Source organism: Rhizobium sp. BR 317, from assembly GCF_047445835.1.
In the GTDB taxonomy this organism is placed as follows: Bacteria; Pseudomonadota; Alphaproteobacteria; order Rhizobiales; family Rhizobiaceae; genus Rhizobium; species Rhizobium paranaense.
The window spans coordinates 80,671-104,283 of the sequence record NZ_JARWLB010000012.1; the positions used below are offsets into that span (position 1 = coordinate 80,671).

General features: G+C 59.0%; 18 protein-coding genes. 3 read left to right on the forward strand and 15 right to left on the reverse strand.

The window, feature by feature from the left end:
• The first annotated feature begins 185 nt into the window (after positions 1-185).
• Positions 186-2,444: an EAL domain-containing protein gene (locus QD357_RS19570; RefSeq protein ID WP_414124825.1), complete on the forward strand. Its 2,259-nt coding sequence runs from the start codon at positions 186-188 to the stop codon at positions 2,442-2,444.
• 48 nt (positions 2,445-2,492) lie between these two features.
• On the opposite strand, the gene QD357_RS19575 is transcribed toward QD357_RS19570, so the two are convergent.
• The 8 genes from QD357_RS19575 to QD357_RS19610 all read right to left on the reverse strand — a co-directional run bounded on the left by QD357_RS19575 (position 2,493) and on the right by QD357_RS19610 (position 11,316).
• The gene (locus QD357_RS19575) at positions 2,493-2,822 is read right to left on the reverse strand and encodes a type II toxin-antitoxin system RelE/ParE family toxin (protein WP_183938790.1); all 330 of its coding nucleotides are present in this window, start codon (positions 2,820-2,822) and stop codon (positions 2,493-2,495) included.
• Positions 2,819-3,058 (reverse strand): type II toxin-antitoxin system ParD family antitoxin, encoded by a 240-nt coding sequence (locus tag QD357_RS19580; protein ID WP_183938789.1) that lies wholly within the window; start codon positions 3,056-3,058, stop codon positions 2,819-2,821. The genes QD357_RS19575 and QD357_RS19580 overlap by 4 nt, the downstream gene beginning before the upstream one ends.
• 97 nt (positions 3,059-3,155) lie before the next feature.
• Positions 3,156-5,102 carry a beta-galactosidase gene (locus QD357_RS19585; RefSeq protein WP_414124826.1) on the reverse strand — a complete coding sequence of 649 codons (1,947 nt, stop codon included), beginning with the start codon at positions 5,100-5,102 and terminating at the stop codon, positions 3,156-3,158.
• Complete coding sequence (locus QD357_RS19590; protein WP_414124827.1) at positions 5,102-6,193, reverse strand: ABC transporter ATP-binding protein; 1,092 nt, start codon at positions 6,191-6,193, stop codon at positions 5,102-5,104. The genes QD357_RS19585 and QD357_RS19590 overlap by 1 nt, the downstream gene beginning before the upstream one ends.
• 5 nt (positions 6,194-6,198) lie before the next feature.
• The gene (locus tag QD357_RS19595; RefSeq protein WP_414124828.1) at positions 6,199-8,289 is read right to left on the reverse strand and encodes an alpha-galactosidase; all 2,091 of its coding nucleotides are present in this window, start codon (positions 8,287-8,289) and stop codon (positions 6,199-6,201) included.
• Positions 8,286-9,137, reverse strand: coding sequence for a carbohydrate ABC transporter permease (locus QD357_RS19600; RefSeq protein ID WP_414124829.1), 852 nt, complete (start codon positions 9,135-9,137; stop codon positions 8,286-8,288). Before QD357_RS19600 ends, QD357_RS19595 begins: the two co-directional genes overlap by 4 nt.
• Complete coding sequence (locus tag QD357_RS19605; protein WP_183938784.1) at positions 9,137-10,045, reverse strand: ABC transporter permease subunit; 909 nt, start codon at positions 10,043-10,045, stop codon at positions 9,137-9,139. The genes QD357_RS19600 and QD357_RS19605 overlap by 1 nt, the downstream gene beginning before the upstream one ends.
• An 80-nt stretch (positions 10,046-10,125) precedes the next feature.
• Positions 10,126-11,316, reverse strand: coding sequence for an ABC transporter substrate-binding protein (locus tag QD357_RS19610; protein ID WP_414124885.1), 1,191 nt, complete (start codon positions 11,314-11,316; stop codon positions 10,126-10,128).
• Positions 11,317-11,626: 310 nt separating this feature from the next.
• On the opposite strand from QD357_RS19610, the gene QD357_RS19615 reads away from it, so the two are divergent.
• Positions 11,627-12,421, forward strand: coding sequence for a helix-turn-helix domain-containing protein (locus tag QD357_RS19615; RefSeq protein WP_414124831.1), 795 nt, complete (start codon positions 11,627-11,629; stop codon positions 12,419-12,421).
• A 22-nt stretch (positions 12,422-12,443) separates the two neighbouring features.
• On the opposite strand, the gene QD357_RS19620 is transcribed toward QD357_RS19615, so the two are convergent.
• The 6 genes from QD357_RS19620 to QD357_RS19645 all read right to left on the reverse strand — a co-directional run bounded on the left by QD357_RS19620 (position 12,444) and on the right by QD357_RS19645 (position 18,353).
• The gene (locus QD357_RS19620; protein WP_183938781.1) at positions 12,444-12,917 is read right to left on the reverse strand and encodes a GNAT family N-acetyltransferase; all 474 of its coding nucleotides are present in this window, start codon (positions 12,915-12,917) and stop codon (positions 12,444-12,446) included.
• Positions 12,910-13,887, reverse strand: a complete 978-nt coding sequence (locus QD357_RS19625; protein WP_414124832.1) for an ABC transporter ATP-binding protein — start codon at positions 13,885-13,887, stop codon at positions 12,910-12,912. Before QD357_RS19625 ends, QD357_RS19620 begins: the two co-directional genes overlap by 8 nt.
• Positions 13,884-14,696 carry an ABC transporter ATP-binding protein gene (locus QD357_RS19630; RefSeq protein ID WP_414124833.1) on the reverse strand — a complete coding sequence of 271 codons (813 nt, stop codon included), beginning with the start codon at positions 14,694-14,696 and terminating at the stop codon, positions 13,884-13,886. Before QD357_RS19630 ends, QD357_RS19625 begins: the two co-directional genes overlap by 4 nt.
• 1 nt (position 14,697) lies before the next feature.
• Positions 14,698-15,612 (reverse strand): ABC transporter permease, encoded by a 915-nt coding sequence (locus QD357_RS19635; protein ID WP_414124834.1) that lies wholly within the window; start codon positions 15,610-15,612, stop codon positions 14,698-14,700.
• Between the two features lie 3 nt (positions 15,613-15,615).
• Positions 15,616-16,593 (reverse strand): ABC transporter permease, encoded by a 978-nt coding sequence (locus tag QD357_RS19640; RefSeq protein ID WP_414124835.1) that lies wholly within the window; start codon positions 16,591-16,593, stop codon positions 15,616-15,618.
• 104 nt (positions 16,594-16,697) lie between these two features.
• Positions 16,698-18,353, reverse strand: coding sequence for an ABC transporter substrate-binding protein (locus QD357_RS19645; RefSeq protein ID WP_414124836.1), 1,656 nt, complete (start codon positions 18,351-18,353; stop codon positions 16,698-16,700).
• A 250-nt stretch (positions 18,354-18,603) separates the two neighbouring features.
• On the opposite strand from QD357_RS19645, the gene QD357_RS19650 reads away from it, so the two are divergent.
• On the forward strand, positions 18,604-21,993 hold the full coding sequence (locus tag QD357_RS19650) for a response regulator (RefSeq protein WP_414124837.1): 3,390 nt from the start codon (positions 18,604-18,606) through the stop codon (positions 21,991-21,993).
• Positions 21,994-22,067: 74 nt separating this feature from the next.
• Here the strand turns inward: QD357_RS19650 and QD357_RS19655 are convergent, their stop codons facing one another.
• Positions 22,068-23,612, reverse strand: a complete 1,545-nt coding sequence (locus QD357_RS19655; RefSeq protein ID WP_414124838.1) for a trimethylamine methyltransferase family protein — start codon at positions 23,610-23,612, stop codon at positions 22,068-22,070.
• Position 23,613 lies beyond the last annotated feature (1 nt).

The window sequence follows — 23,613 nt, forward strand, 5'->3', positions numbered from 1 at the left end:
TTCAGATAATTAAGGCGAATCCCGTCAAATATAACGAGCCGTTGATATCAAAAATTCGCGACATTGAGTGCCGCAATCCAGAAAGAATAGACGGCTTTCTTCAATAGTAGATTGGCTGATGGGTTTAGCGTTGCTTTAAAGAAACTGTGCCAGGATGCAGGCCTGTTCTCTATACCGGCAACCTGATGAAGTTTCGAAGAAATTCAAAAATATTACGCGGCTTCGCGAGTTCTGCAATAAGCCATGCCAGCGCATTTGCGCCGGCAATATTTGCAGCGACTATTGCAGCCATCGTCGTCTGTGTTGCAACGAACTGGCAGCGGGAACGATCGCTGGCCGACGAGCGCTCGGTTGTTGCGGGCGAACTTGCCACCATATCGTCGCGGCTTCAGACGAACATCAATAGCAACGTGAAGCTGTTGCAAGGCTTGGCCGCCGGTGTCGCGGTCAATCCGACGATGGACCAGAACGCCTTTTCCAAACTTGCCGCGGAAATCTTGCAGCCCGATTCACAACTGCGAAGCTTTGCCGCCGCGCCCGGCATGGTGGTCAAGTGGGTTTATCCGGAAAAAGGAAACGAAAAGGCCATCGGACTTGACTACCGAACGAACGAGAAGCAGCGGGATAGCGCGATGCTGGCGCGCAACACCCACAACATCGTTTTGACGGGCCCCGTGGAGCTGGTCCAAGGCGGAATTGCTTTCGTGGTCAGGTGCCCGGTTTATATCAATGACGGAAAAAGCCAGACTTTTTGGGGCCTTCTTTCCGGGATCATAGACATACCGAGGCTCTACCAAGATAGCGGTCTTGGATCGAGCGACCTTGAGATTGCCGTCAGCACCACGCCGCAGCCGAACTTGTCCAAACAAGTTTTTCTCGGCGACCTCGGAACGTTTTCGAAGCAGCCGGTGGTGGCATCCGTCGATATGACGTATGGCCGTTGGACCCTCGTCGCCCTGCCCAAGGGCGGTTGGGGTCAAAATAACGGCATAGCCATTTTTGAGCTTTATGCGAGCCTGTTGGCATTATGCGTCGTTGCGCCGATGGTCTGGGTCGGCTTTCTGACGAAATCGCGCCAGAAAACCATTGAGAAGCTCCGCCTTCACAAGAAAAAGCTCGTTCGAGCACGGCAAAGGCTGGAATATCTGTCGCTGCATGACGCCCTCACGGGGCTTCCTAACAGGCGATTTGTTGACCAGATGATCGCCCAACCGCCGCGACCCAGTTCGGAAGATTGTCTGATCCTCATTCATATCGACCTGGATCGCTTCAAAGAGATCAACGACACGAAGGGGCATGCTGGAGGCGACGCGGTCTTGCAGGCAACGGCGTCGCGCCTTGCCGATTTGACCGGTCCACATGACGCAGCGGCTCGGATCGGCGGAGATGAGTTCATCTTCGCCAGCTGGAGCGTCAATCCCGAGCACAGAGCAAACGAATTGGCTGAGCAGATCGTCGATACGCTCGAGCAGCCCCTCTTCATCGATGGTTGGGAGTGTGTGGTCGGCGCCAGCGTCGGCGTCGCCTGGGAGACTGCATCTGCGCGCGGGCGGGAACTCGGTCAATTGCTTCTAAATGCCGATCTGGCTCTATACGAGGCGAAGAAGGCAGGTCGCGGCCGCTCGGCCATTTTCACCGAAGAGCTTCGCAGCGCCGCGATCCATTCGAAAGAATTGGCGAACGAATTCAATCATGCGCTCGATCGCGATGAACTCGTTGCATTCTTCCAGCCGCAGTTTAACGCCAACACTTTGGATATCGCCGGCGTCGAGACACTTGCCCGCTGGGAACACCCGCGAAAGGGCCTGCTCACCCCGGACAAATTTCTTGGCGTCGCGGAAAATCTGGGGCGCTCCGGCGACATGGATAGGCTCATCCTGCAAAAGGCCCTGTTCGAGCTGACAAGGTGGGACAGCCTGGGAATGCACATCCCGCGTGTCTCCGTGAATATTTCAGCGCGTCGACTGGCGGAGGCAAACCTGCTTGCGGAACTGTCCGCGCTTCCCTTGGCAAAAGGCCGCCTGTGTTTCGAGTTGCTCGAGACAATCTCCTTCGACGATCTCCAGCCTGTTCTCAACGAGATCATTCCAGCCGTCAAAGAGCTTGGCATTGAAATCGAGATCGATGATTTCGGCACCGGGCATGCCAGTATCGTCAGCCTACTCAGATTCGAACCACGACGGCTCAAGATCGATCGGGAAATTATCAACCCGATTGTCACGTCTCCATCTCAACGCCGCCTGGTCTCCTCGATCATCGAGATCGGCCGGTCACAGAACATCGACATCGTTGCCGAGGGCGTGGAGACAATGGAGCATGCGAAGATCCTGAAGGATCTTGGCTGCCATTTGCTGCAAGGTTACGCTTTGGCACGACCAATGACCTCGAAGCAGTTGATCGAATTTTGCCGTACGAAGGACGAAAGACTGACAGAGGCAGGGTAAGCTACGCACGCTTTCACCGCCACGCTTCAGACGGCATCTGTCCGGAAATCAATGATTCTCGGGTTCCTGCATCGACTGCGGGATATCCCGTTTGTCATGAAGCACGCGCCACACGTCAACGTGATTTTCCTGGTCGCGATAAAAGACGATGTAGGGATATCGTTTTAGCGCAATGCTGCGCAGTTCAGGCAATCCCAATTCGTATCCATAACGCAGCGATCCCAATTCCGGATGCCTCGCTACGAGATCGTAAGCGGCCTGTAGAGCGTCAATAAAGCCGAGGGCGACCTTGGTCCCAGCCTCGCTTGCGTAGTAGTCCACGGCCGCTTCGACGTCACCGCGAGCCAGCTCCCGAGGGATGATGGTTTTGTTTGTCACTTACTGGAATGACCACGCACTCGATCGCGCAGATCGTTGAAATAGCGTCCGTCGGCAGGATCAGTCTGCACAGACGATGCCCCGTCAAGCAAAAGCCCACGCAAAATAAGACGGTCCTGATCTCGCCGGATCAGTTCGCGGATATATTCGCTGCTCGTCCCATATCCACGTCCTGCCACCTGCTCATCAACGAAGCTCTTGAGATGATCCGGCAGGGAAATGTTCATCGTGCTCATGCGAAAAACATAGCCGCGATGGCAAAATTTGGCAAGGATGCGCKACTACGGCGATTGGGTGCGCAGAATGTGCTTCTGCGCACCACCCGTTCGATGTTCAGACCGACGCCTTTCTCCATGCCGAGAGCGAGAATGGGGGCACTTGCTGTCCGCCCATCACAAACTCCTGCGTTTCAGGAATCGACCAAGCATCAGGCCCATAATTGAACGCGAATGTTAGCTCGCCGGCACTGCGATAACGAACGAAGTCTGGCAGAGCAACGGTTTGCAGATCGAGACCGTTGCTAAGATCTTGCATCAGATCCCGGAGGGAAGGTCCCTCGATCCAGCAGGCGAGATAGCGATATCGTCCCTTGGAGACCAGCGCCGGAAGGCCGTCTTCGAAAGTCGCCTCGACCTTGGCGTCCGCCGCGGTCTCAATATATTCGCGCCATCGTGTCGCCTGGCCATGGATCGCGCCGGACAGCGAAACGCCGAGACCCGGTCGTAAGGAAGCGACCTGTGTGATCCGAATGCCGGCGAGATCACCGACAGGTCCAGGCGGAAGGTTGGCCGGGATTTTGAAATTGCGATCCCGCGAACCTGTCCGCGGGCCGAAGAGGACGACTCCATCCGCCTGTTCGAATGCGGCAAGAGCCAGGTCGGAAACGTGCATCAGGCAGGGGACGAGAACCAGCCGATAGCCCTTCAGGCTGGCGCCCGGTCGAACGAAATCGACATCGAGCCCCAGCTTTCTGACAGCCTCGTACCAGCGGAAGGCGAGCTCCTCGTAGCGGAAATCCTTGCCCTGCGGCTGAATGACCGCGGACCAATAGCTTTCGTAGTCATAGACGATGGCCACAGGCGCCTGAGAAACCTCCGGCAAGGCACCGATCGCCGCAATTTCCCGTCCGACGGTTTCAGCTTCCAAGCCTCCCGGCGAAAGTTCGTCGAGACCCGGAAGATTGAGCCCTGCATGCATTTGTTCCTGCGCGAAGGGAGCCTGGCGCCAGCGGAAATAGCTGACCACCTCGGCGCCATGGGCAAGACCCTCCCAGGTCCACAGCCGCACCATGCCCGGCTTCGGCACCGGGTTCCAGGGCGCCCAGTTTACCGGCCCCGGCTGTTGCTCCATGATCCAGAAGCGACCATTGCCGACACCGCGATAGAGATCGTGATGGAAGGCGGCGATGTCCGGATGCGATGTCTCAGCCCAGCGCACACGCTCTTCTTCGCTGAAGGGGAACTTCTCAACAAAGCCGATCGGATAGGAATCCCAGGAGGCGAGATCGAGGTTGTCGCCAACCTTCCAATGATCGAAATCATTGACGAAACCCATGAAGTTATGGGTGATCCAGCGGCCGGGTGAATGCTGACGGATGATATCGCACTGCATCCGGTCATAGGCGGCGATCTGGTCGGAATGGAAGCGCCAGAAATCGAGCCTGACGGCCGGATTGGGCTCAGTCACCGTCAAGTTGGGCAGCACGACATCGTCGAAGCTCTGGACTTCCATCGACCAGAACACCGAGCCCCAGGCTTCGTTCAACTGCTGCGTCGACTGGTAGCGAAGACGCAGCCAGCGGCGAAACGCCTTCAGGTCCTCCACGCCCCAGGAAAGGCTCGTGTCATGGCATCCATACTCATTGTCCGTCTGCCAGCCGGCCAGGCCAGGGTGCTCGCCATATCGCTTGGCGACGGCTTCGACGATGCGTTCGGATTCCTTCCACCAGACGTCCGACGAGAAGGTATAGTGGCGGCGCGAGCCGAAGCCCCTCACCTTGCCTTGCTCATCAACCGGGGCGATTTCGGGATATTCGTCCATCAGCCATTTCGGCGGCGTGGCCGTCGGCGTCCCCAGGACGATTTTCAGACCGGCTTTCGTTAGCGTGTCCATCGCCCGGTCGAGCCAGGAAAAATCGAACATACCACGCGCGGGCTCCAGGCGCGACCAGGCGAATTCGCCGATGCGCACATAGGAAATCCCAAGCGCCCGCATGCGGCGCGCGTCTTTTTCCCACCAGCTTTCGGGCCAATGTTCCGGATAGTAGCAAACGCCAAGCATTATTTCGTCAGATCTCCGTTGAGGATGGCATTGCCGGCATCGTCGAACAGATGGCAGGCGGCGGCCCGGACATGAATGGAAAGATCGTCGCCGGGCTTGGCCTGCGCGAGACCATCTGCCTTCACCGCAACCTCGCTACCATCTGCAAGCGCGAGATAGAACATTGTCTCCGATCCCAGATATTCKGCAAGGCGGACTTTGCCGGAAAGCGCAGTACCATTCCCCTCGCCCCGATCGAGATGCTCGGGACGAATTCCGAGCGTGACCGACTGGCCTTCCCTGACCGAAGCGCCCGGCAGGGTGATCGACTGGCCGCCGGGCAGATCGACTTTGGCGCCATCAGCAACAGGTGTAGCGGTGGTCTTGAGGAAGTTCATCTTCGGAGAACCGATGAAGCCGGCGACAAAGATATTTTTCGGCCGATGATAAAGTTCCAGCGGCGATCCCACTTGCTCGACCAGCCCGCCCTGAAGCACGACGATCTTGTCGGCCATCGTCATGGCTTCAACCTGATCGTGGGTGACGTAGATCATCGTCGTGCGGATATCCTGGTGCAGCTTGCTGATCTCCGTGCGCATCTGCACTCTGAGCGAGGCATCGAGATTGGAGAGCGGTTCGTCGAACAGGAAGACTTGCGGATTGCGCACGATGGCGCGTCCGATGGCGACGCGCTGACGCTGACCACCCGAAAGCTGCGAAGGCTTCCGGCTCAGCATCGATTGCAGTTGCAGCATCTCGGCAGCCGCCTTGGTCCGGCGGGCGACTTCGTCTTTTGAATGACCGGTCATGCGCAGGCCGAAGCCGATATTCTCCGCCACCGTCATGTGCGGATAGAGCGCATAGCTTTGGAACACCATGGCGACCCCGCGTTCCGCCGGGCCGACTCTGGTCATGTCGTTGCCGCCGATTTTAAGCGCGCCGGAGGAGATGTCCTCCAGCCCGGCTATCATGCGCAGAAGCGTGGATTTGCCACAGCCGGACGGCCCGACGAAGACGCAGAATTCGCCGGCCTCGATCGTCAGATCGACACCCTTGATGACGCTGGCGGCGCCGAACTGCTTCGTCACGCGGTTGAGCGTTACATTTCCCATGGAATTTAGCCTTTGATCACGGGTTCGAGTTCGAGAAGGAGCCCGCTTTCGGGACGGAGCATTGGCAGTGGCAGTGCAACATGCCGGAGCGTATCGAGGCTGAACGTCAGTTCTCCGCTCAGAAGCTTCCGTTGACCTTCGGATATTCGGATGAAGTCGGGCTCGGCGGGATGCACTGCCGCTATCCGCCACTGCCCCTTGTCGTCGCCATCAATCGGCAGGCTGACGGGCGCCGGCTGTTCGCCGACCATCTGCTGCCCCTGAACGACGAAGGCCAGGATGCGTTCGGCATCGGCAGCACCCCACACATAACGACCGTCGAGCGCCGGTAGACGAAACTGCTTGCCGGCGGCATGCAGCAGCGGCCGCAGCCGCTTATGGAGCGCGATCCAGCCTTCGAGCTCCTGCTTCTCTTCCGCTTCCAGGGTGAGCGGATTGAGCTCGACACCGAGATGATAGGCGAGCGCGACAAGAGCGCGGAAGGAAAGGCTAAGCCTACGGCCGGTCTGATGGTTCGGCGAAGCGGCAATATGCGCGCCGAGGATCTCCGGCGGCACGAACTGCGAGGCACCATCCTGAATTTCCAGCCGCTCGAAGGCATCGGTGCAATCGGACGTCCAGACGCGGTGAGTACGCTTGAGCACGCCATAGTCAATGCGCCCGCCACCCGATGCGCAGCTTTCGATTTCGACGGCCGGGAATGCCTGCCGGATCCGATCCATCAACGCGTAAACGGCGCGCGTCTGCCGCGCGATGAGCGCGCGGCCGKCGGCGCCGMCGGCATGGGTCAGGTCGCGGTTCATGTCCCATTTGATGTAGGAGATCGCATGGGCAGACAGCACCGCCGCCATGCGTTCGAAGAGATAGTCGCTGACTTCCGGCCGCGTCAGATCCAGCACAAGCTGGTTTCTCGACAGGAGAAGCGAACGGCCCTTGACCTGCAAGGCCCAATCGGGATGAGCGTGGAACAATTCCGATTCCGGGTTGACGTTCTCTGGCTCGAACCAGAGGCCGAATTCCATGCCGAGCGACGTCACGTGATCGACAAGCGGCTTCAGTCCGTCAGGATATTTGCGCGCATCGATGAACCAGTCGCCAAGGCTGGTCGTATCGTCGTCGCGCTTGCCGAACCATCCGTCATCGAGCACAAATCGCTCGATACCGATCGCCGCCGCGGCATCCGCCTGGGCCTTGAGAGACTCCATGCGATGATCGAAGTAATTGCCTTCCCAGGTGTTAAGCGTCACCGGCCGCGGCCGCATCGCGCCGCCAGGCCATGCGACCACGCGTTCCCGGACAAAGGCGATGAAGGCCTGGCTGTCGGGGCCTGCAAAGGCCGTCGGGCTGTCGTAGCTTTCTCCCGGCGCAAGGCGCATTTCACCCGGCTCGAAGAGTTCGCCGAGATGCACCAGCCGGCGTCCGTCGTCGAGCGTGTCGATCGCGATCAGATGATTACCGCTCCAGCCGAGATGAAAGCCCATTTGCTCGTCGCCGCAGTCGAGGAAAACCACAGGGAAACGGTCATGCGAGGTGCGTCCGCGCCGGCTTTCCTGCATCCAGAGCCCGTTGGAAAGCGGCGAGCGGCGGGTCTGGAATTCCCTGCCCCACATGCCGGTGAAGCTCGTCAGTTCCGCTGCGCCAGCCGGCATCAGAAAGCTTGCCGCCATGCAACGCTCCAGGGTGTAGTCGCCGGAGCCATTATTGGTCAGGGAGGTCGAAATCGACAGCACGCCGGTCGGGCTTGCTTCGATGCGGATCTGGAGGCCGATTTCCGCGATAGCATCCTCGGCTTTCAGGACGACGTCCGTATCGCTCTCTTCGGACTGCCAATTGCCGAAATCCAGAATGAACGAACGTCCGTCCCGATGGCCTGAGATTGCCGGCCAGCCGAAGAAGCCGAGACCGCCAACAGGCAGCAGGACATTCGAAGGCACATCGATATCCATGCCATTGACGCGGCTCGACCGCGGCACGTCGGGCCAGAATTCGGGCGCACGCGCGCGCCGGCCGAAGCCAAGAATCTCGGGCATGCCGCGTTCCGGCAGACCGAGCGCTAGGGAAATCTCTCCCGCTGTGACGACAACAGTCTTACTCATCCTTTGGTCGCTCCCAGAGTGAGGCCTGCAATAAAGTGCCTCTGCATGAAGAAGAACATCAGGACCGGCGGCATGGCGGCAACGATCGAGCCTGCCGACACCAGATGCCATGCGGCGACCCACTGTCCGTTCAATGCGTTAAGTCCTGCAGTAACCGGCATGGCAGCCTGCCCCTGCACGAGAACTGTCGCCCAGAAATAGTCGTTCCAGACGAAAGTGAAGATCAGCACGGACAGCGCCGCAATCGCCGGGCGCATCAAGGGCAGGACGACGTGGACGAAGATCCGCCATTCCGAGACGCCCTCCACGCGTGCGGACTCGATCAAGGGAAATGGCAGCCCCTTGATGAAGTTGCGCATGAAGAGCGTGCAGAAGCCCGTCTGGAACGCAACATGAAACAATACGAGCCCGGTTACCGTGTCGTATAGGCCCATCTTGAGGGTCAGGTCGCGAACCGGAACCATCAGGATCTGAAATGGAATGAAGTTGCCCGCGACGAAGATGAAGAACAGCGCGAGGCTTCCCTTGAAGCGATAGACCGCAAGGGCAAAGCCGCAGAGGCAGGACAGCCCGACTGCGCCGATCACCGTCGGGATGGTGATCTTGAACGAGTTCAGTATGTAGTGACCGATGGGTGAATTCCGGAAGACGGCGGTATAATTTTCGACGCCGGCGAAACCGGATGGGATGCCGAAATAGTTGCCGGCAGCCAGATCCCCCGATGGGCGGATCGATGTCAACGCCACGCCGATCAATGGCAGGAGCCAGACGATGAGAGTAATCGGCAGAATGATCTGATAGGCGATGGAAACCCATGGCCCGGATTTCTGGACAGGTGTCGGAAACATCAGGAATTCCTTTCCTGCCTCAGCATGCGAATGAGGAAGAAGGCAATGAAGATCATCATGATCAGGAAGAGAACGACGGCAATCGCTGCGCCGTAGCCCATGCGGAAACCATATTCGGAAAGCGCCTGCTCATACATGTAATAGGACAGAACGCGGCTCGATCCGTAGGGACCGCCGGCGGTCATGACCGAGACGAGGTCGAAGGACCGTAGAGCGCCGATGACCGTCACCACCACCGCGATGAAGGTTGCCGGGCGAAGCTGCGGCAGGACGATGTTCCAGAACAAATGCCAGCCTTTTGCGCCATCCATGCGCCCGGCTTCGATCTGCTCCGGATTGATGTTGTTCAGGCCCGTCAGGTAGAGGATCATGCAATAGGCTATCTGCGGCCAAAGGCCGGCAGCAATAATGCCGTAGGTCACCAGGCGCTCATCGGCAAGGACGGCGATCTGCGTTCCCGTCAAGGCGTTCAGCAGCGCCGAAAGCAGGCCGAAGTTCGGGGCGTAGAACCACGTAAAGATCAGGCCGACGACGACCTGGCTGATGACGAAGGGAAAGAAGAAGAGGGATTTGTAGAGGCGGATGCCGGCCACGGTCTGGTTCAAGAACAGCGCTGCCGCCAACCCGGCCGGAACGGCGAGCAGATAGAGGACAAGCCATATGACGTTGTTCTCCAGCGACGTATAGAAGGCATCGTCGGAGAAAAGCTCGACATAGTTTCCAAGACCGATCCAGGTTTTCGGCCCAAGGCCGTCCCAGTCGTGAAAGCTGATCCACACCGATTGGAATACGGGGACAATCACATAGACCAGAAACATCAGGACGCCTGGCGCGAGAAAGAGCCAGGGGGCAAGAGCCTGCTGATTGCGTTTCCAGAACGTTGGTTGAGCGGTACTGGGCGTGCCCACCGTCTGCTCCTGTACAAACTGCTGGTAAGAATTCTGCCGGACGTCACGGACGTCCGGCAGCCTATCATCATGGGAGGATGCTATTTGTATGCGCGAGCGCGCACCTTATCGAGACGCGCGAGGATCGCATCGATCTTGTCGGGCTTGACCATGAATTCCTGGAAGCCTTCCATGCCGGCCTTCGCCATGTCGGCAGGTGCATCACGATCGTAGAACTGCGAGAGGGCCTGCGCCTTCGACAGCATCTCGAAGCCTGCCTTCAGGAATTTGTCGTCCGGCTTGGTCGACTGGTTGTTGACCGGCAACTGGCCAAGAGTGGCATTCATTGTCGTTTGCGCGTCCGCAGAAGCCACATAGGCAAGGAATTTCTTCGCGTCTTCCTTGTTCTTGGCGCCCGACGGGATATGAAACGTGTCCAACGGCGCTTCTTCAGAAGACGGCAATCCGGCCGTGATTTCCGGGAACGGCAGGAAGCCGATCTGATCTTCTTTCAGTCCGCCATCCTTCATCGGAGCAACTGCGAAATTGCCCATGAGGTACATGGCCGCCTTGCCCTGGACGAATTGCGGAATCGCATCCTGCCAATCGAGCGCGGAATGGTTTGCAAGGAAGTAGCCGGGCTTCACGAGTTCCGCCCACTTGGCGAACACGGCTTTGACCTTCGGATCGGTGTAGGACACCTTGCCCGACGTCAGATCCATGTGGAACTGATAGCCGTTCAGGCGCAGATCGAGATAGTCGAACCAGCCGGCGGTCGGCCAGAGTGCCTTGCTGCCGATGGCAAACGGCGTGACGCCGGCGGCCTTCAGCTTGGCGCAAGCTGCCACCAATTCGTCCCAGGTCTTCGGCGGCTCGATGCCCTTATCCTTGAAAATATCGGCGCGGTAGTAGATGCCCCACTGATAGTAGGTATAGGGAACACCCCACTTCTTGCCGTCGATCGTCATGGAGGCGGAAGCCGCCTTCAACTGGTCGTTCAAACCGTTGGTTGCCCAGACATCGCTCACGTCCTGGAAGAGGCCCGCCTTGACGAAAGGCTCCATGCGATTGCCGGCATACCAGGCGACGACATCGGGAGCGTCTGCAGTCAGGAAGTTGCGGATAGCGGACTTGTAGCCTTCGTGATCAAAATCGTTCCACTTGACCTTTACGTCGGGGTTCTTCGCCTCGAAGTTTGCGATCAGTTGCTCCATTGCCTTCTTCGGCGTTGGGTCGGATTGATCGGAATTGAGAACGATTTCTCCAGCACAAGCTGCCGACGAGATCAGCATGTAGCTCAATGCAATCGAGCTGAAATTTTTAAAAAAGGGCACACAATCCTCCACTGACTCGTTGCGCCATATCGCCTACGCACATGTCACTCCCATGTACGGCGATTGATATTCATCATCCAAATTCGTAGACCGCTACCGCGATTGCGAAGATCACTTCCGGTTTTCTAAGATCGCAAACTTGCTAAAGGACGCCCCGATGCTGCTCGAAGATGAGTCAGTTCCAGTTCATGACGGCCCAACCCGCCACCCGCTCGTCGTGTTTGGCGACCATCGCTTTTGTGCCGGTGAACGATTGGATGTGCGGCGCATGAGCGGGCCTCACATGCATAGCCAGGTCGAGCTCAACTATATTCTCGACGGGCGCATCACCTATTGGTTCGATGGCCGCAGGCTGCAGATTTCCGAGGGACAGCTCTGCCTGTTCTGGGGCATGATCCCCCATCAGGTCGTGGAGGTCACCGAGCCGACAAATTTCGTCTGTCTCTATGTCCCGATGTCCGTTCTCGTTAATTTCAACAGCATGAGCTCGTTCCGCGACGCCGTGTTTCGTGGCGGCCTTATAGAAGCGCTAAACCCCAGGCCTCCTGATCGGGATGTCTTTCTCAGATGGCGCGAAGAGCTGTTGTCCGGCGACCCGGAGCTGGAGCAGATCGTACGTGACGAACTCGTTGCGCGCATTAGACGGATTGCGCGCGACGGCTGGCAAGACCTGCGCGAACGCAGCTCGGCCATCGAAATATCGCGCAACCAGGACCCCGACCGGTTGCCAAGGATTGAGAAAATGCTCCGCTTCATTGCCGAGAAGGCGTTAGGCGAAATATCGGCAATAGACGTGGGACTGGCCGCGGGGCTGCATCCGAACTATGCGATGTCGATTTTCAAAAAGGCGGTAGGACTTACAATCAACCAGGCGATAACGCGTCATCGTCTCGATACCGCCCAGTCCCTGCTGATTTCCAGCGATCTGCCCGTCGCCGCTGTCGCCTTTGAAGCAGGTTTCGGTTCGCTGTCGCGCTTTTATGAAGCGTTCGAAGGGCGCTTTTCGACGACACCTGCGAAATATCGCAGCAGCTTCGGTGTTGCCGCTGCAAGACCAACCTAAGGCGTCATGTCCCGATAGGTTGTCAGGAAGACGTGCGGAGCATGCCGCGATAGAGCCCGGGCGATGATCCGGGGATTTCGAGTGCATCGAGGCGTTTGCGGTAAAATTCGACCGGACCTGGATCGCCGATGATGGCATAGGCATAGCCCGCTTCGCGAAGGCCGTAGAGCACGGCAAACAACAGCGCCTCGCCCACCCCCTTGCCGCGCTGATCCTCAGCGACCCCCGTCGGCCCAAAGAAGCCTTTGGCAGTGGCATCGCCGCAGGCAAAGCCCAACATCTCGCCATTCCTGACCGCAATCCACGTCATGATCGGATGGCTGCCGAAACCTGTTTCACTTTCGGCTGCCCATTTCGAGCCGAAATGCGTCTCGATCCAGTCGAGTACCAGACCGCGCTCCGGCGTGAGCGCCCGGCGTATCTCAATGCCATGGGCTGCCACTTTCGCATTGTCATGGGCAGGCAGGTCGTAAAGACGGACCAGAAGATCAGGCATGCTGTGCAATGTCTCCTGTTGGAGGGTTGATATCGGGATGATGGTAGACGAAATGGCCGGAGGCAACTTCGACCGACTGCCCAACCGGCCTGCGAGACGAATTCCGCACCGTTTCGGCATGCATGGAGAACGGCTGTCCCCGTTCGTCACGACCGCTCGTGATCCGGACTGCCGGATCGGGCACAGCCGAAAGCAGGAGCCGCGTATAGGGATGCTGCGGATCGCGGATCACGCTGGCGGACGGACCATATTCGACGATCTGGCCGGCAAACATCACCGCCGTCTCCTCGGCGATATAATGCGCCGTCGCGATATCATGGGTGATGTAGAGGAAGCCGATGCCGCGCTCGAGCTTCAGCCGGCGCATGAGATCAAGCACCGAGCGGCGGATCGAGACATCGAGCATGGATGTCGGCTCGTCCGCGACGATCAACTTCGCATCGACGGCAAGCGCGCGAGCGAGATTGACGCGCTGGCGCTGCCCACCCGAAAGCTCATGCGGATATTTATCGAGCGTCACGTCCGGATCGAGTTCGACATCGACGAGCGTTCGGCGCGTCGCCTCCTCCAACGCCTCGCCTTTCAAGCCTCGATGCAGGACGAGAGGCCGCACGAGATGATGGCGGATCTTATGCGCCGGATTGAGCGCGGCGAACGGATCCTGGAACACCATCTGCACCATGCGGAGATAGCTCATCTGGTCGGCATGGGTTGTAAGGCCGGCAATATCCCGGCCCGCAAACAGGATGCTGCCCGACGTCGGCTGGAAGAGCCGGGCGACGGCTMGCCCTACGGTCGATTTTMCGGAGCCGGATTCGCCGACGATCGCCAGCGCCCGACCCGCCTGCAATGTCAAAGTCACGTTTCGAAGCGCCTCGACCCGCTTTTCCGGCCCGAAGAAAGGCTTCAGCGTGAAGATCTTGCTGACATTCTGCAGTTCGAGCAGCGGCGGGAAATTTTCGCCCATCATACGACGGCCTCCATCGCGTGACCGAGCCGCGGCATCGCGTCCCACAAGCGCCGCGTATAATCATGCCGGGGTGCGGCAACGATATCGGCGACCGGCGCGGTTTCGACAATTTCACCCTTCAGCATGATGGCAATCCGGTCCGCAAATTGTGCCATCAGCGCCAGATCGTGGGTGATGAACAGGATGGAAAAGTTGAGCTTTTMCTTGAGCGTGACGATTTCCTGCAGGATCTCCCGTTGCACGACCACGTCAAGCGCAGTCGTGGGCTCATCCATGATCACGAGCTGCGGTTCGAGCGCGAGCGCGATGGCGAGCACGACGCGCTGGCGCATCCCGCCGGACAATTGATGCGGATAGTCGTCGAGCCGATCGGAGGGAATGGAGACGAGCTGCATCAGCGTTTCGGCACGCGCACGCGCCGCGTCCCGTCCCATTCGGTCATGCCGGGACAACACATCCCGGAACTGTTCGAAGATCGTCAGCACCGGATTGAGCGAGCTCATGGCGCTTTGGAACACCATGGATGCCTTGCGCCAGCGCCATTGCTCCAAGGCGCGGGCGGAAAGCGCCAGCACATCGGTTCCGTCGATCCGGATATCGCCCCTCGAAATGATCGCCGGCGGACGATGCAGCCGCATCAGGGCGAAGGCTATGGTCGATTTTCCGCAGCCGCTCTCGCCGGCCAGCCCCATCACCTCGCCGCGCCTTATGTCGAAATCCACACCTTTGACGGCGGTAAAGAGACCGTTCTCGGTCAGGAAATCCACCTGCAGCCCGCGCACTTCCACAAGATTGGAGGAGAGGTTCAATTTAGGCCTCCTGTTCCAGGACCACGGTCCGAGCACGGTCGAGCTTACGCTGTTTCCGGGCGGCCGCGTGGACCGTCCCGAGCGTGCGCAACCGCGGATTGGAGATTTCATCGACGGCGAAATTGATCATCGACAGGCCGATGCCGATAACAGCGATCGCAGTTGCCGGTGCGAACACCTCCCACCAGGCACCGACGCTCATCGCCGATGAGGTCTGCGCATTGTAAAGCATGGCGCCCCAGGAAACGGCGAGTGGATCGCCCAGGCCCAGAAACTCCAGTGTCGCCTCGGTGATGATCGTATAGATGACCGAGCCGATGAAGTTGAAGCCGATGATCGAAAGCAGGTTGGGCATCAGTTCGACGACGATCATCCGCCATTTGGGCTCGCCGATCAGTTCGGAGGCAAGGATGAAATCACGTTGCCGGAGCGTCATCGTCTGCGCCCGCGTGACGCGTGCCCCCCAGGCCCAGGAGGTCAGCCCGATGATGAGCGCGATGACCAGCGGGCTTGCCTCGCCGACGAAAGCGGCGATGACGAGCAGCAGCGGCAATTGCGGAATGACGAGGGCGATGTTGGTGACGAAGTTGATCGCTTCGTCGATCACGCCGCCAAAATAGCCGGCCGTCACGCCGAGGATCACACCGATCACAGTGACGATCGAACCCGCGAGAAGCCCGATGAACAGCGATGTGCGCGTGCCCCAAATCAACTGCGTGAAGACGTCGCGCCCCATCCGGGTGGTGCCGAGTATGTGGTCCAACGACGGCGCCTCGTGCGGCCGGCCGACCCGCTTGATCGGATCATGGCCGGTCAGCACGGGAGCAAGCACGGCGACGGCGACATAGAGGATGACGATGGCAAGGCCGATAAGCGCCTTGCGGTTGCCGAGAATGGGAAGGAGCATCCTTTTCATGGGTCAAGCCTTCCGCAGTCTTGGGTCAAGCAGGACGTAGATGAGGTCGACGAGCAGATTGGCCGAGAGCATGGCGAGCGTCATGATCAGCAACTGACCCTGTATCAGTGGATAGTCGCGAGCGACGATGCCGAGATAGAGGAGATGACCGAGACCGGGGTAATTGAACACCACCTCGGTCACCAGCGAGCCGCCCATCACGGCGCCAAGCGTAATGGCAAAGGCCGTCACGCTTGGCAGCAGGGCATTGCGGGCTGCGTAGTTGAACATCACACGACGGTCGGAAAGGCCCTTGGCCTGACCCATGACAACATAATCCTCGCCAAGCTGGCCGATCATGTTGTTGCGCATGGTGACGAGATAGCCGCCAATGTGGACGAAGGCGAGCGACACGACGGGCATGACGGCGTGGTAAAGCGCGCTTGAGAGGAAGCTCGGCGTCAGCCCCGGATCAAGCTGGGGATCGAAGGCGAAGCTGGTTGGAAACCAGGCCAGGATCAGGCCGAAGACATAGAGCGCGGTCAGAGCCACGACGACCGCGGGAATGGACTGGATCGCCAGCGCACCGGGAGAAGCGATTGTATCGAGGATGCCGCCGCGACGCCAAGCCGCCGACACCCCAAGCAACGAACCCGATAGGAAGGCAAGGACGGATGCCGTGCCGGCGAGCATGATCGTCCAGGGAAGCGCATGACCGAGTACCTGGCCCACCGTCAACGGATAGAATTTGATCGATGGTCCCAGATTCCATGTGAAGACGCTTTTTATGTAGTCGAGAAACTGCAGATAAAGCGGTCCCGAAGCAAAACCGAAGGTTTCGATCAGGGCAGTTTTGGCTTCCGGCGGCAGCGAGGAATTCATCTTGGCGAACATCACGTCCACCGGATTGCCCGGCATCAGCCGCGGTATGAAAAAATTGATCGTGGCCGCGGTGAAAAAGGCGGCGACATAAAAAAACAGTCTTCGCAGAATGAACATCATCGGCTTGTCTCCGGCGGTGGGTGACCGTCGCCGTTCGGTTCAGGCCTTAAGCCTGAACCGAAGGAGCGGGTCCGGGGAGAGGGATCGAACCGGACGCGCCGGAGCTATTGTGCGACCGGACGCAGTGCCAGAAGATGCAGGAGACGCTCTGGCACACCATCGTAGACAACCGGGCGAGCAACCGGATTGTCCGCGCTGAACCAGCCGGTGAACCGCTTGGTGTTGTATTCGTACCAAAGCGGATTGTTGTAGACCGCCACGAAGGGCAGGTTCGCGCCGATGAACTCCTCGATCTTGTTCATGGTCTGGAGCTGCTGCGCATGATCATTGGTCGTGTAGAAGGAGTTCAAAAGCGCATCAAGCTCGGGGTTGCTGTAATGGGCCGAAGCAAAGCGCGTCTTGCCCTTGTTGCGCGAATTGAGCGCTTCGTCATACATGAAATGAGGTGTGACGCCGGTGCGAAACGAGTTGATCGCGACATCGTATTTGCCGGTGGTCAGCGCATCGGTCCAGCCGGGAACGTCCGGAGTTGAAAGCTTTGCCTGGATACCGATCTGGGTCAATCCTTCGATCGCGAGCTGGCAAGTGTTGACCCAGTCCGTCCAGCCATTCGGCACGATGATGTCGAAGCTGATCTTGCTGCCGTCGGGATTTTCAACGAAACCGTCGCCATCGATATCCTTGAAGCCGGCCTTGGCGAGTTCGGCCTTGGCGCTCTCGATATTGTATTTCGAATAGACGCCATATTCCTCATCCACCTTCGGATTGTTCCAGGAGTGGAAGGCGCGACCGAGGCCGGACGGATATTCGTTGAGCGTGGGATAACCATAACCGGCAATATCGACCATCGCCTGACGATCCATCGCCATGGAGAAGGCGCGGCGGAAGGCGAGATTGTTAAAGGCCTCATGATTTCCGGCATTCGCCGTTTCAAAATTCATGGTGAAGGCCACCATGGAACCGGCCGGGAACCAGTAGCCATGGTTTTTTGGGTCCGTACCGACATAGGTCTTTTCAATGTCCGGGAGGAAGGAGCCGAACCAGTCGAGTTCGCCCTTTGCAGCAAGCGCGATCGTCTGATCATTGCCTGCGACCTGCGGGAAGCGCATGCAATCGACCTTCAGCGTCGCATTGTCCCAATAATTGGGGTTTCGGCACTGGATATATTCCTGCGGCGTGAAGCGGCGGATTTCAGTGAGCGGGCCGCTGCCGACCGGGTGGGGATTGGTGAAGGTGACGGGGTCCTTGACCGAGGCCCAGATATGTTCCGGGACGATATAGACCTGCACGATCTTGAAGATCAGACCGCTGTCGGCCTTTTTGTAGTTGATCTTGACCGTATGGTCATCAACCGCCTCGATGCCATCGATCTGATCCCAGATTGCCTGCAGGTCGAGCGCCTTGTGGTCCTTAATCAGGTTGAAGGTGAAGGCGACGTCCTTCGCCGTAAACGGCTTGCCGTCGGACCATTTCGCATCCCTGAGCTTAAAGGTGACGCTTTTCAGATCGTCCGAATAGGTAAAGGATTCCGCCAGCCGATAGTTCGGCTCGCCATCCTTGAGCGCGTTGAAGACGATCAGCGGCTCGTACATGAAATCTTCCACCGACGGCACGCGGGTCGTGGTGTTGAAGGGATTGAAATTCTCGACCCATGCGGTCGATTCGTCCGGCAACGCAGTCAACATCACCTCTGCACGCGCCGCGACCGGCGCCATGACACTGGCAATGAGCGCGGCCTTCAAAATAGTCCTGATGTTCATTTCCGTTCCCCATCTCTCGAGGCGCAGGTTCTTGCCCGGCCCGGTTTGCGACGTCATATCAGCGCGAGGCAAGCGGCAAAGTCACCTGACAATTCCGGCAAGAGTTACGGCAAAATCGTCAAAACCGGAAATTCCGATCATATCGAAAAAACCGACTCCCCTTTTTCCGCAATTGTATAGATTGGCCGGAATTATCCGCCATGGGGAAAGCGGGAGGAGGCATGCCAGACATGATGCGGGAATACTGCCGATGCTGAGAGCGCTGTCGCCGTCCGGATTTCGGGGCCGTCTTCTGCTCATCCTCCTGGCGATCAGCCTGCTGCCGTTGCTGGCCACCGCCTCCGCCTTCTTCTACATCCTCAATCGCAGCGTCACGGTGGAGACTTTTGCCAAGCTCGCCTTCGTTCGCGACGCCAAGCGCAGCGAAATCGAACAATATCTAACCTTTGCCACAAGGCAGGCTGAAAGCCTCAGCCAGTCGAATGCCGTGCGCTATTCGATCGGTGATTTCTATGGTTTTGCCTACGCGTTTCGCCAGATCGATCCGTCGCCCGAACGGGCAACCGCCATCCTGCGCCAGATGTTCGGGATCGACAGCGATGGTGGCGGCGCGGCGCTGCCGAAGGACAATGACGCCATGCTGCGTTCGGCGCTCGAATATGCCAACGCTCATCAGCAGTTCCACGATGATTTCGTCAGCTTCGTCACGACGTCCGAATTCGAAAATCTGTACCTGATTACGCCGGAGCAGCGCGTCGTCTATTCGGTCGAGAAGGACCGTTATCTTGGTATGGACCTAAAGACGCTGGTTGCCCCGACGCCCCTCTCCCGCCTGGCGCGCGCCATGGCCGACGCGCCACAGGAGCAGACCATGCTGGTGGGCGATTTCACCACCGATCCGGTCACCGGCAAATTCGGCGCCTACGTCGCCGTTCGCGTTGCCTTCTACAACAAAGTGCGTGGCATGGTCATCTTCCGCATGGGCACCAAGGGGCTCAACCGGATCGTTCAGTCGCAGCAGGGGGAAACCAGCAGTCTCTATCTCCTCAATTCCGATGGTTTCTACATCTCTGCGCCGGCGGGTCATCAGCCGGGTGCGMGTAGCAATCCCGCGGCGATCGGTGACAGCACGCCCTCCGGCACGGCGCTCGTTGAGGACGGGCTTGGCGACGTTCCGGCGCTTGCGGCAAATGTCCACTTGCATTTTGGCGGCGTTCCCTGGAGCTTGGTTGCCGAAGTGCCGGAATCTGTCGCCTTCGCCAACAGCAATTCCCTCCGGCAGATCGTCATCACGCTGGCCCTGGTTCTGCTGCCTGTGCTCGTCACCCTGGTCTTTTATCTCTCCGGCACGATGACCCGGCCCGTGCAGCGCCTGACCGATGCGGCAGGCGCGATCGCCGACGGCGATCTCGATCATGCCATGCCCACGATCAAAAACCCGTCCGAACTCGGCCGGCTGACGGCGAGTTTCACGCGCATGCGCGACGCCGTCCGCGAGCAGCTCAACCTCATCAATCAGAAAAACGCCGAACTGGAAACGCATGTCGGCTTGATCGAGGAGAAGAACAAGGCCCTCGAAGAGGCGGACCGGATGAAGGACGCCTTCGTCGCCAACACGTCGCATGAATTGCGCACGCCCTTGAACGGCATTATCGGCATTTCCGAAACCCTGGTGGCGGGTGTGGCCGGTGAATTGACGGCAACCCAGCGCAACCAGCTTCAGCTCATCAGCTTCAGCGCCCGACGGCTTTCGCGTCTGGTGGACGATCTGCTTGATCTCTACCGCATCCGCCAGGGCCGCATGCGGCTCGACATCCACCCGGTGCATATCGCAACCAGCGTCAGCAATGTGCTGAAAATGTGCGAACCGCTGCTACGCGGCGAGCCGGTGGCCCTTGAGGTCGATATCCCCGAAGATATTCCCTTCGTGATGGCTGACCCCGTGCGTTTCGAGCAGATCCTCTACAATCTCCTTGGAAACGCTATCAAATATGCCGGCCAGAGCACGATCCGGGTCGTTGCCACGCCGGCCGGCAAGAATGTGGCGATCAGCGTCGAGGATACGGGCGTCGGCATTGCCAGCGATAGCCTCGAACGCATTTTCCAGCCTCTGGAGCAGGCGGGCTTCGGGGATGGCACACGAGGACCGGCCGGCACTGGCCTCGGGCTGACCATCGCCCGCCAGCTCGCTACCTTCCTCAATGGCAAGCTCACCGCTCATTCAGTGCTGGGCGAAGGATCACGCTTCACGCTCGTGCTGCCGGCCGCAACGGTCGAGCCGTCCTATATCGATTATTTCGGCGAGGAACTCGATCAGAAGCGGCTGCACGAAACKGTCGACATGATCGCCCGCAGCCAGATTGCCGCCGATGCACCGATGGCTCCCGGCGCGCCGCTGATCCTTGTGGTCGATGATGAGCCGATCAACATCCAGGTGCTGCGCAATGTCCTGCAGCCGGTCGGCTATGTCGTGCGCGCGACGGAAAGCGGTGCGGATGCGCTGGCCTTCATCAATCGCGTGAAGCCCGATCTCGTCGTGCTCGATGTGATGATGCCCGGGATGAGCGGGCTGGAAGTCGCCAAGGCCATCCGCGAGCGCTACGACTTGCTCGATGTGCCGATCATCATGGTAACAGCGCGCAGCCGCACGCGCGACGTGATCGCCGGCTTCGAACATGGCGCGAATGATTATGTCGTCAAACCCTTCGTCAAGGACGAGCTTTTGGCCAGGGTGGCGACGCTGCTGGAGGCCGCACGCGCACGCAGCCAGATCCGCGAAAACAGCTCGCTTAAGGCCGAGATCGAGCGAAGGGTTGAAGTCGAGGACGCGCTTCGGCTGTCGCAGCAGCGTATGGCCAGACTTCTTGAGATTTTCGAGGTGGCAATTCTCTGCACCGATCACCAGCACCGGATCATCTACGCAAACCAGGCTGCCCTCGGCATGTTTGACATGCCGATCATCGCAAACGAAACAGCGCTTTCATCGTTGACGGGGACCGAGCTTGCTGAAGCCATGTATCAGGCCGTGAAACGGGAGGGAGAATTTTTCCAGCCGAGCGTTCGCCTTGGCGGCGATGCATTCACGCTCAGCGTCTTCGAGTTCGATATCGGAACCGGCGGCGGACTTGCGCTCGTCATTCAACCGGTTTCGGCGAGCGATATGCTCCGCAGAGACCGCGTGGTTCACCACGTATTGGGAGCAATCGACAGCGCCGGCGCCAACCTGACCGTTTTGGTGCCGGAGCCTGAGCACGCCGATGCTCTGTCCCTCGAACCGCAAGGTGAGCMGAAGCACCAGCGCGCATTTCGCTCGACCATCATCGATGTCATGAAACAGAGCCTGGAGCTCTGGAAACGGATGACAGGCAAAGGCAAGATCGACTTCGCCGAGCGCAGTGGAATCTGGCGCGTGAACCTCGACCGCTCTTCGCTGCAGGCCCGAACACTCGAGAAATATCTGCTGCTCGAAACCCTGCCACTTCAGCCCCGCTGGCGCGACGTCATACGCTCGGGTGAGTTCGCGCTAGCTCATGCCACGAAAACTAGCCTGGACGCCGACCTCAGCGATCTCGCCGAGACATTGCATCGGGATCTCGATCAGTTACGGGCCATGGTTCGCGATGGCCGCAACTTGAACTGAGCAGGCACATTGCACGACACGCTCGACGTTCTGGCACGGCAGCAGGGCAGCGGATCGGCTGCCTCGGTTGCCCCTCAGTACCAGCCATCGGCCATCGACGACTTGCGTTTGGCGACGAACTCACAGAGCGCCTCATCAAGGGCGATGTCGAGAGGTGGGGCTTCGTAGTCTGCGAGCGTGCTCTTCCACTGGCGATTGGCGCGGGTCGCAATGTCAGTCGATCCGCCCTCCTCGCTCCACTTCTCGAAAGGCTCGTTGTCCGACAGCGTCGTTTGCCAGAATGCGGTCTGGTAGTTTCGCATCGTATGGGCGGAGCCGAGGAAATGGCTGCCTGGCCCCACTTCTTCGAACGCGTCGTAGGCCAGCGTGTTGTCGTCTACCGTGACGCCGCCAAGATAGGAATGGAGCGCTCCGCAGAGGTCCGCATCCATCACGAATTTCTCGTAGGACATGGACAGAAGACCATCGAGGAAGCCGGCGGAATGCAGGATGAAGTTCGCACCGCAATGAATGGCCGACAGCATGGACATCAGCCCCTCCTGCATGGCCTGACCGTCGGGAAGCTTGGAGTTGGAGAAATTGCCTGCACACCGCAAAGGCAGCTTCAGCCGCCGTGCGAGCTGCCCGATGACCATCGAGCCAATGGCGGGCTCGGGCGTGCCGAAGGTGGGCGATCCCGACCGTAGTGACATCGAAGACAGGAAGTTGCCGAAAATAACCGGCGCCCCCTTGCGTTCGAGCTGGGTCAGAGCGCAGCCGGCGAGCGTTTCCGCATAGGATTGGGCGATAGCCCCGGCGTTCGTGACCGGCCCCATGGCACCCCCCAGAATGAACGGCACGATKACTGCAGCCTGATTGGCGCGGGCGTAGGCGCGCAGCGACCTCGTCATGGTGCCATCCCAGACAAGGGGAGAGTTTACATTGACGTTGCCGAGGATGACGCAGTTTTTGTCGACAAAGTCCGCACCGAAAAGGATGCGCGTCATCTCGATCGAATCCTCTGCGCGGTCCTCCGCCGTCACCGAGCCCATAAATGCGCGGTCGGAATATTTGATGTGGCTGTAGACCATATCGAGATGACGTTTGTTCACCGGTACATCGACCGGCTCGCAGATCGTACCGCCGGAATGATGCAGCCACGGGCTCGCCTGAGCGAGCTTGATGAAATTGCGAAAGTCTTCGATGGTGCCGTACCGACGGCCTTTGTCCTGGTCCATGACGAAGGGCGAACCATAGGCTGGCGAGAAGACCACATTGCCTCCCCCGATCTGCACACTGTTCGCCGGATTGCGGGCGTGCTGGGTGAAGACGCTCGGGGCAGACGAGACAATCTCACGAAGCATTCCCGGTTCGAAGCGAACGCGCACACCGTCCACCTTGGCCCCAGCCTTCTTCCAGTGTTCGACGGCAACCGGATCGTCGCGAAACTCTATTCCGATTTCTGCCAGAATGCGGTCCGCGGTGCGTTCGATCTTTTGCAGGTTCTCTTCGGAGAGAATGTCATAGGTCGGAATGTTGCGAATGATGTAGGGAACGTGAACCTTCCCCATGCCATCGCGTCGAGCGGATCGCCCACTTCGTCCACGTCTGCCAGTGCTCTCTTCAGTTGCCTCAGTCATT

Excerpts from the sequence above, each read along its gene's own strand:
- QD357_RS19570 (WP_414124825.1), top strand. The coding sequence starts at position 186 with ATGAAGTTTCGAAGAAATTCAAAAATATTACGCGGCTTCGCGAGTTCT.
- QD357_RS19580 (WP_183938789.1), bottom strand. The coding sequence starts at position 3,058 with ATGAGCACGATGAACATTTCCCTGCCGGATCATCTCAAGAGCTTCGTT.
- QD357_RS19585 (WP_414124826.1), bottom strand. The coding sequence starts at position 5,102 with ATGCTTGGCGTTTGCTACTATCCGGAACATTGGCCCGAAAGCTGGTGG.
- QD357_RS19600 (WP_414124829.1), bottom strand. The coding sequence starts at position 9,137 with ATGTTTCCGACACCTGTCCAGAAATCCGGGCCATGGGTTTCCATCGCC.
- QD357_RS19610 (WP_414124885.1), bottom strand. The coding sequence starts at position 11,316 with ATGCTGATCTCGTCGGCAGCTTGTGCTGGAGAAATCGTTCTCAATTCC.
- QD357_RS19615 (WP_414124831.1), top strand. The coding sequence starts at position 11,627 with ATGAGCGGGCCTCACATGCATAGCCAGGTCGAGCTCAACTATATTCTC.
- QD357_RS19620 (WP_183938781.1), bottom strand. The coding sequence starts at position 12,917 with ATGCCTGATCTTCTGGTCCGTCTTTACGACCTGCCTGCCCATGACAAT.
- QD357_RS19635 (WP_414124834.1), bottom strand. The coding sequence starts at position 15,612 with ATGAAAAGGATGCTCCTTCCCATTCTCGGCAACCGCAAGGCGCTTATC.
- QD357_RS19640 (WP_414124835.1), bottom strand. The coding sequence starts at position 16,593 with ATGATGTTCATTCTGCGAAGACTGTTTTTTTATGTCGCCGCCTTTTTC.
- QD357_RS19645 (WP_414124836.1), bottom strand. The coding sequence starts at position 18,353 with ATGAACATCAGGACTATTTTGAAGGCCGCGCTCATTGCCAGTGTCATG.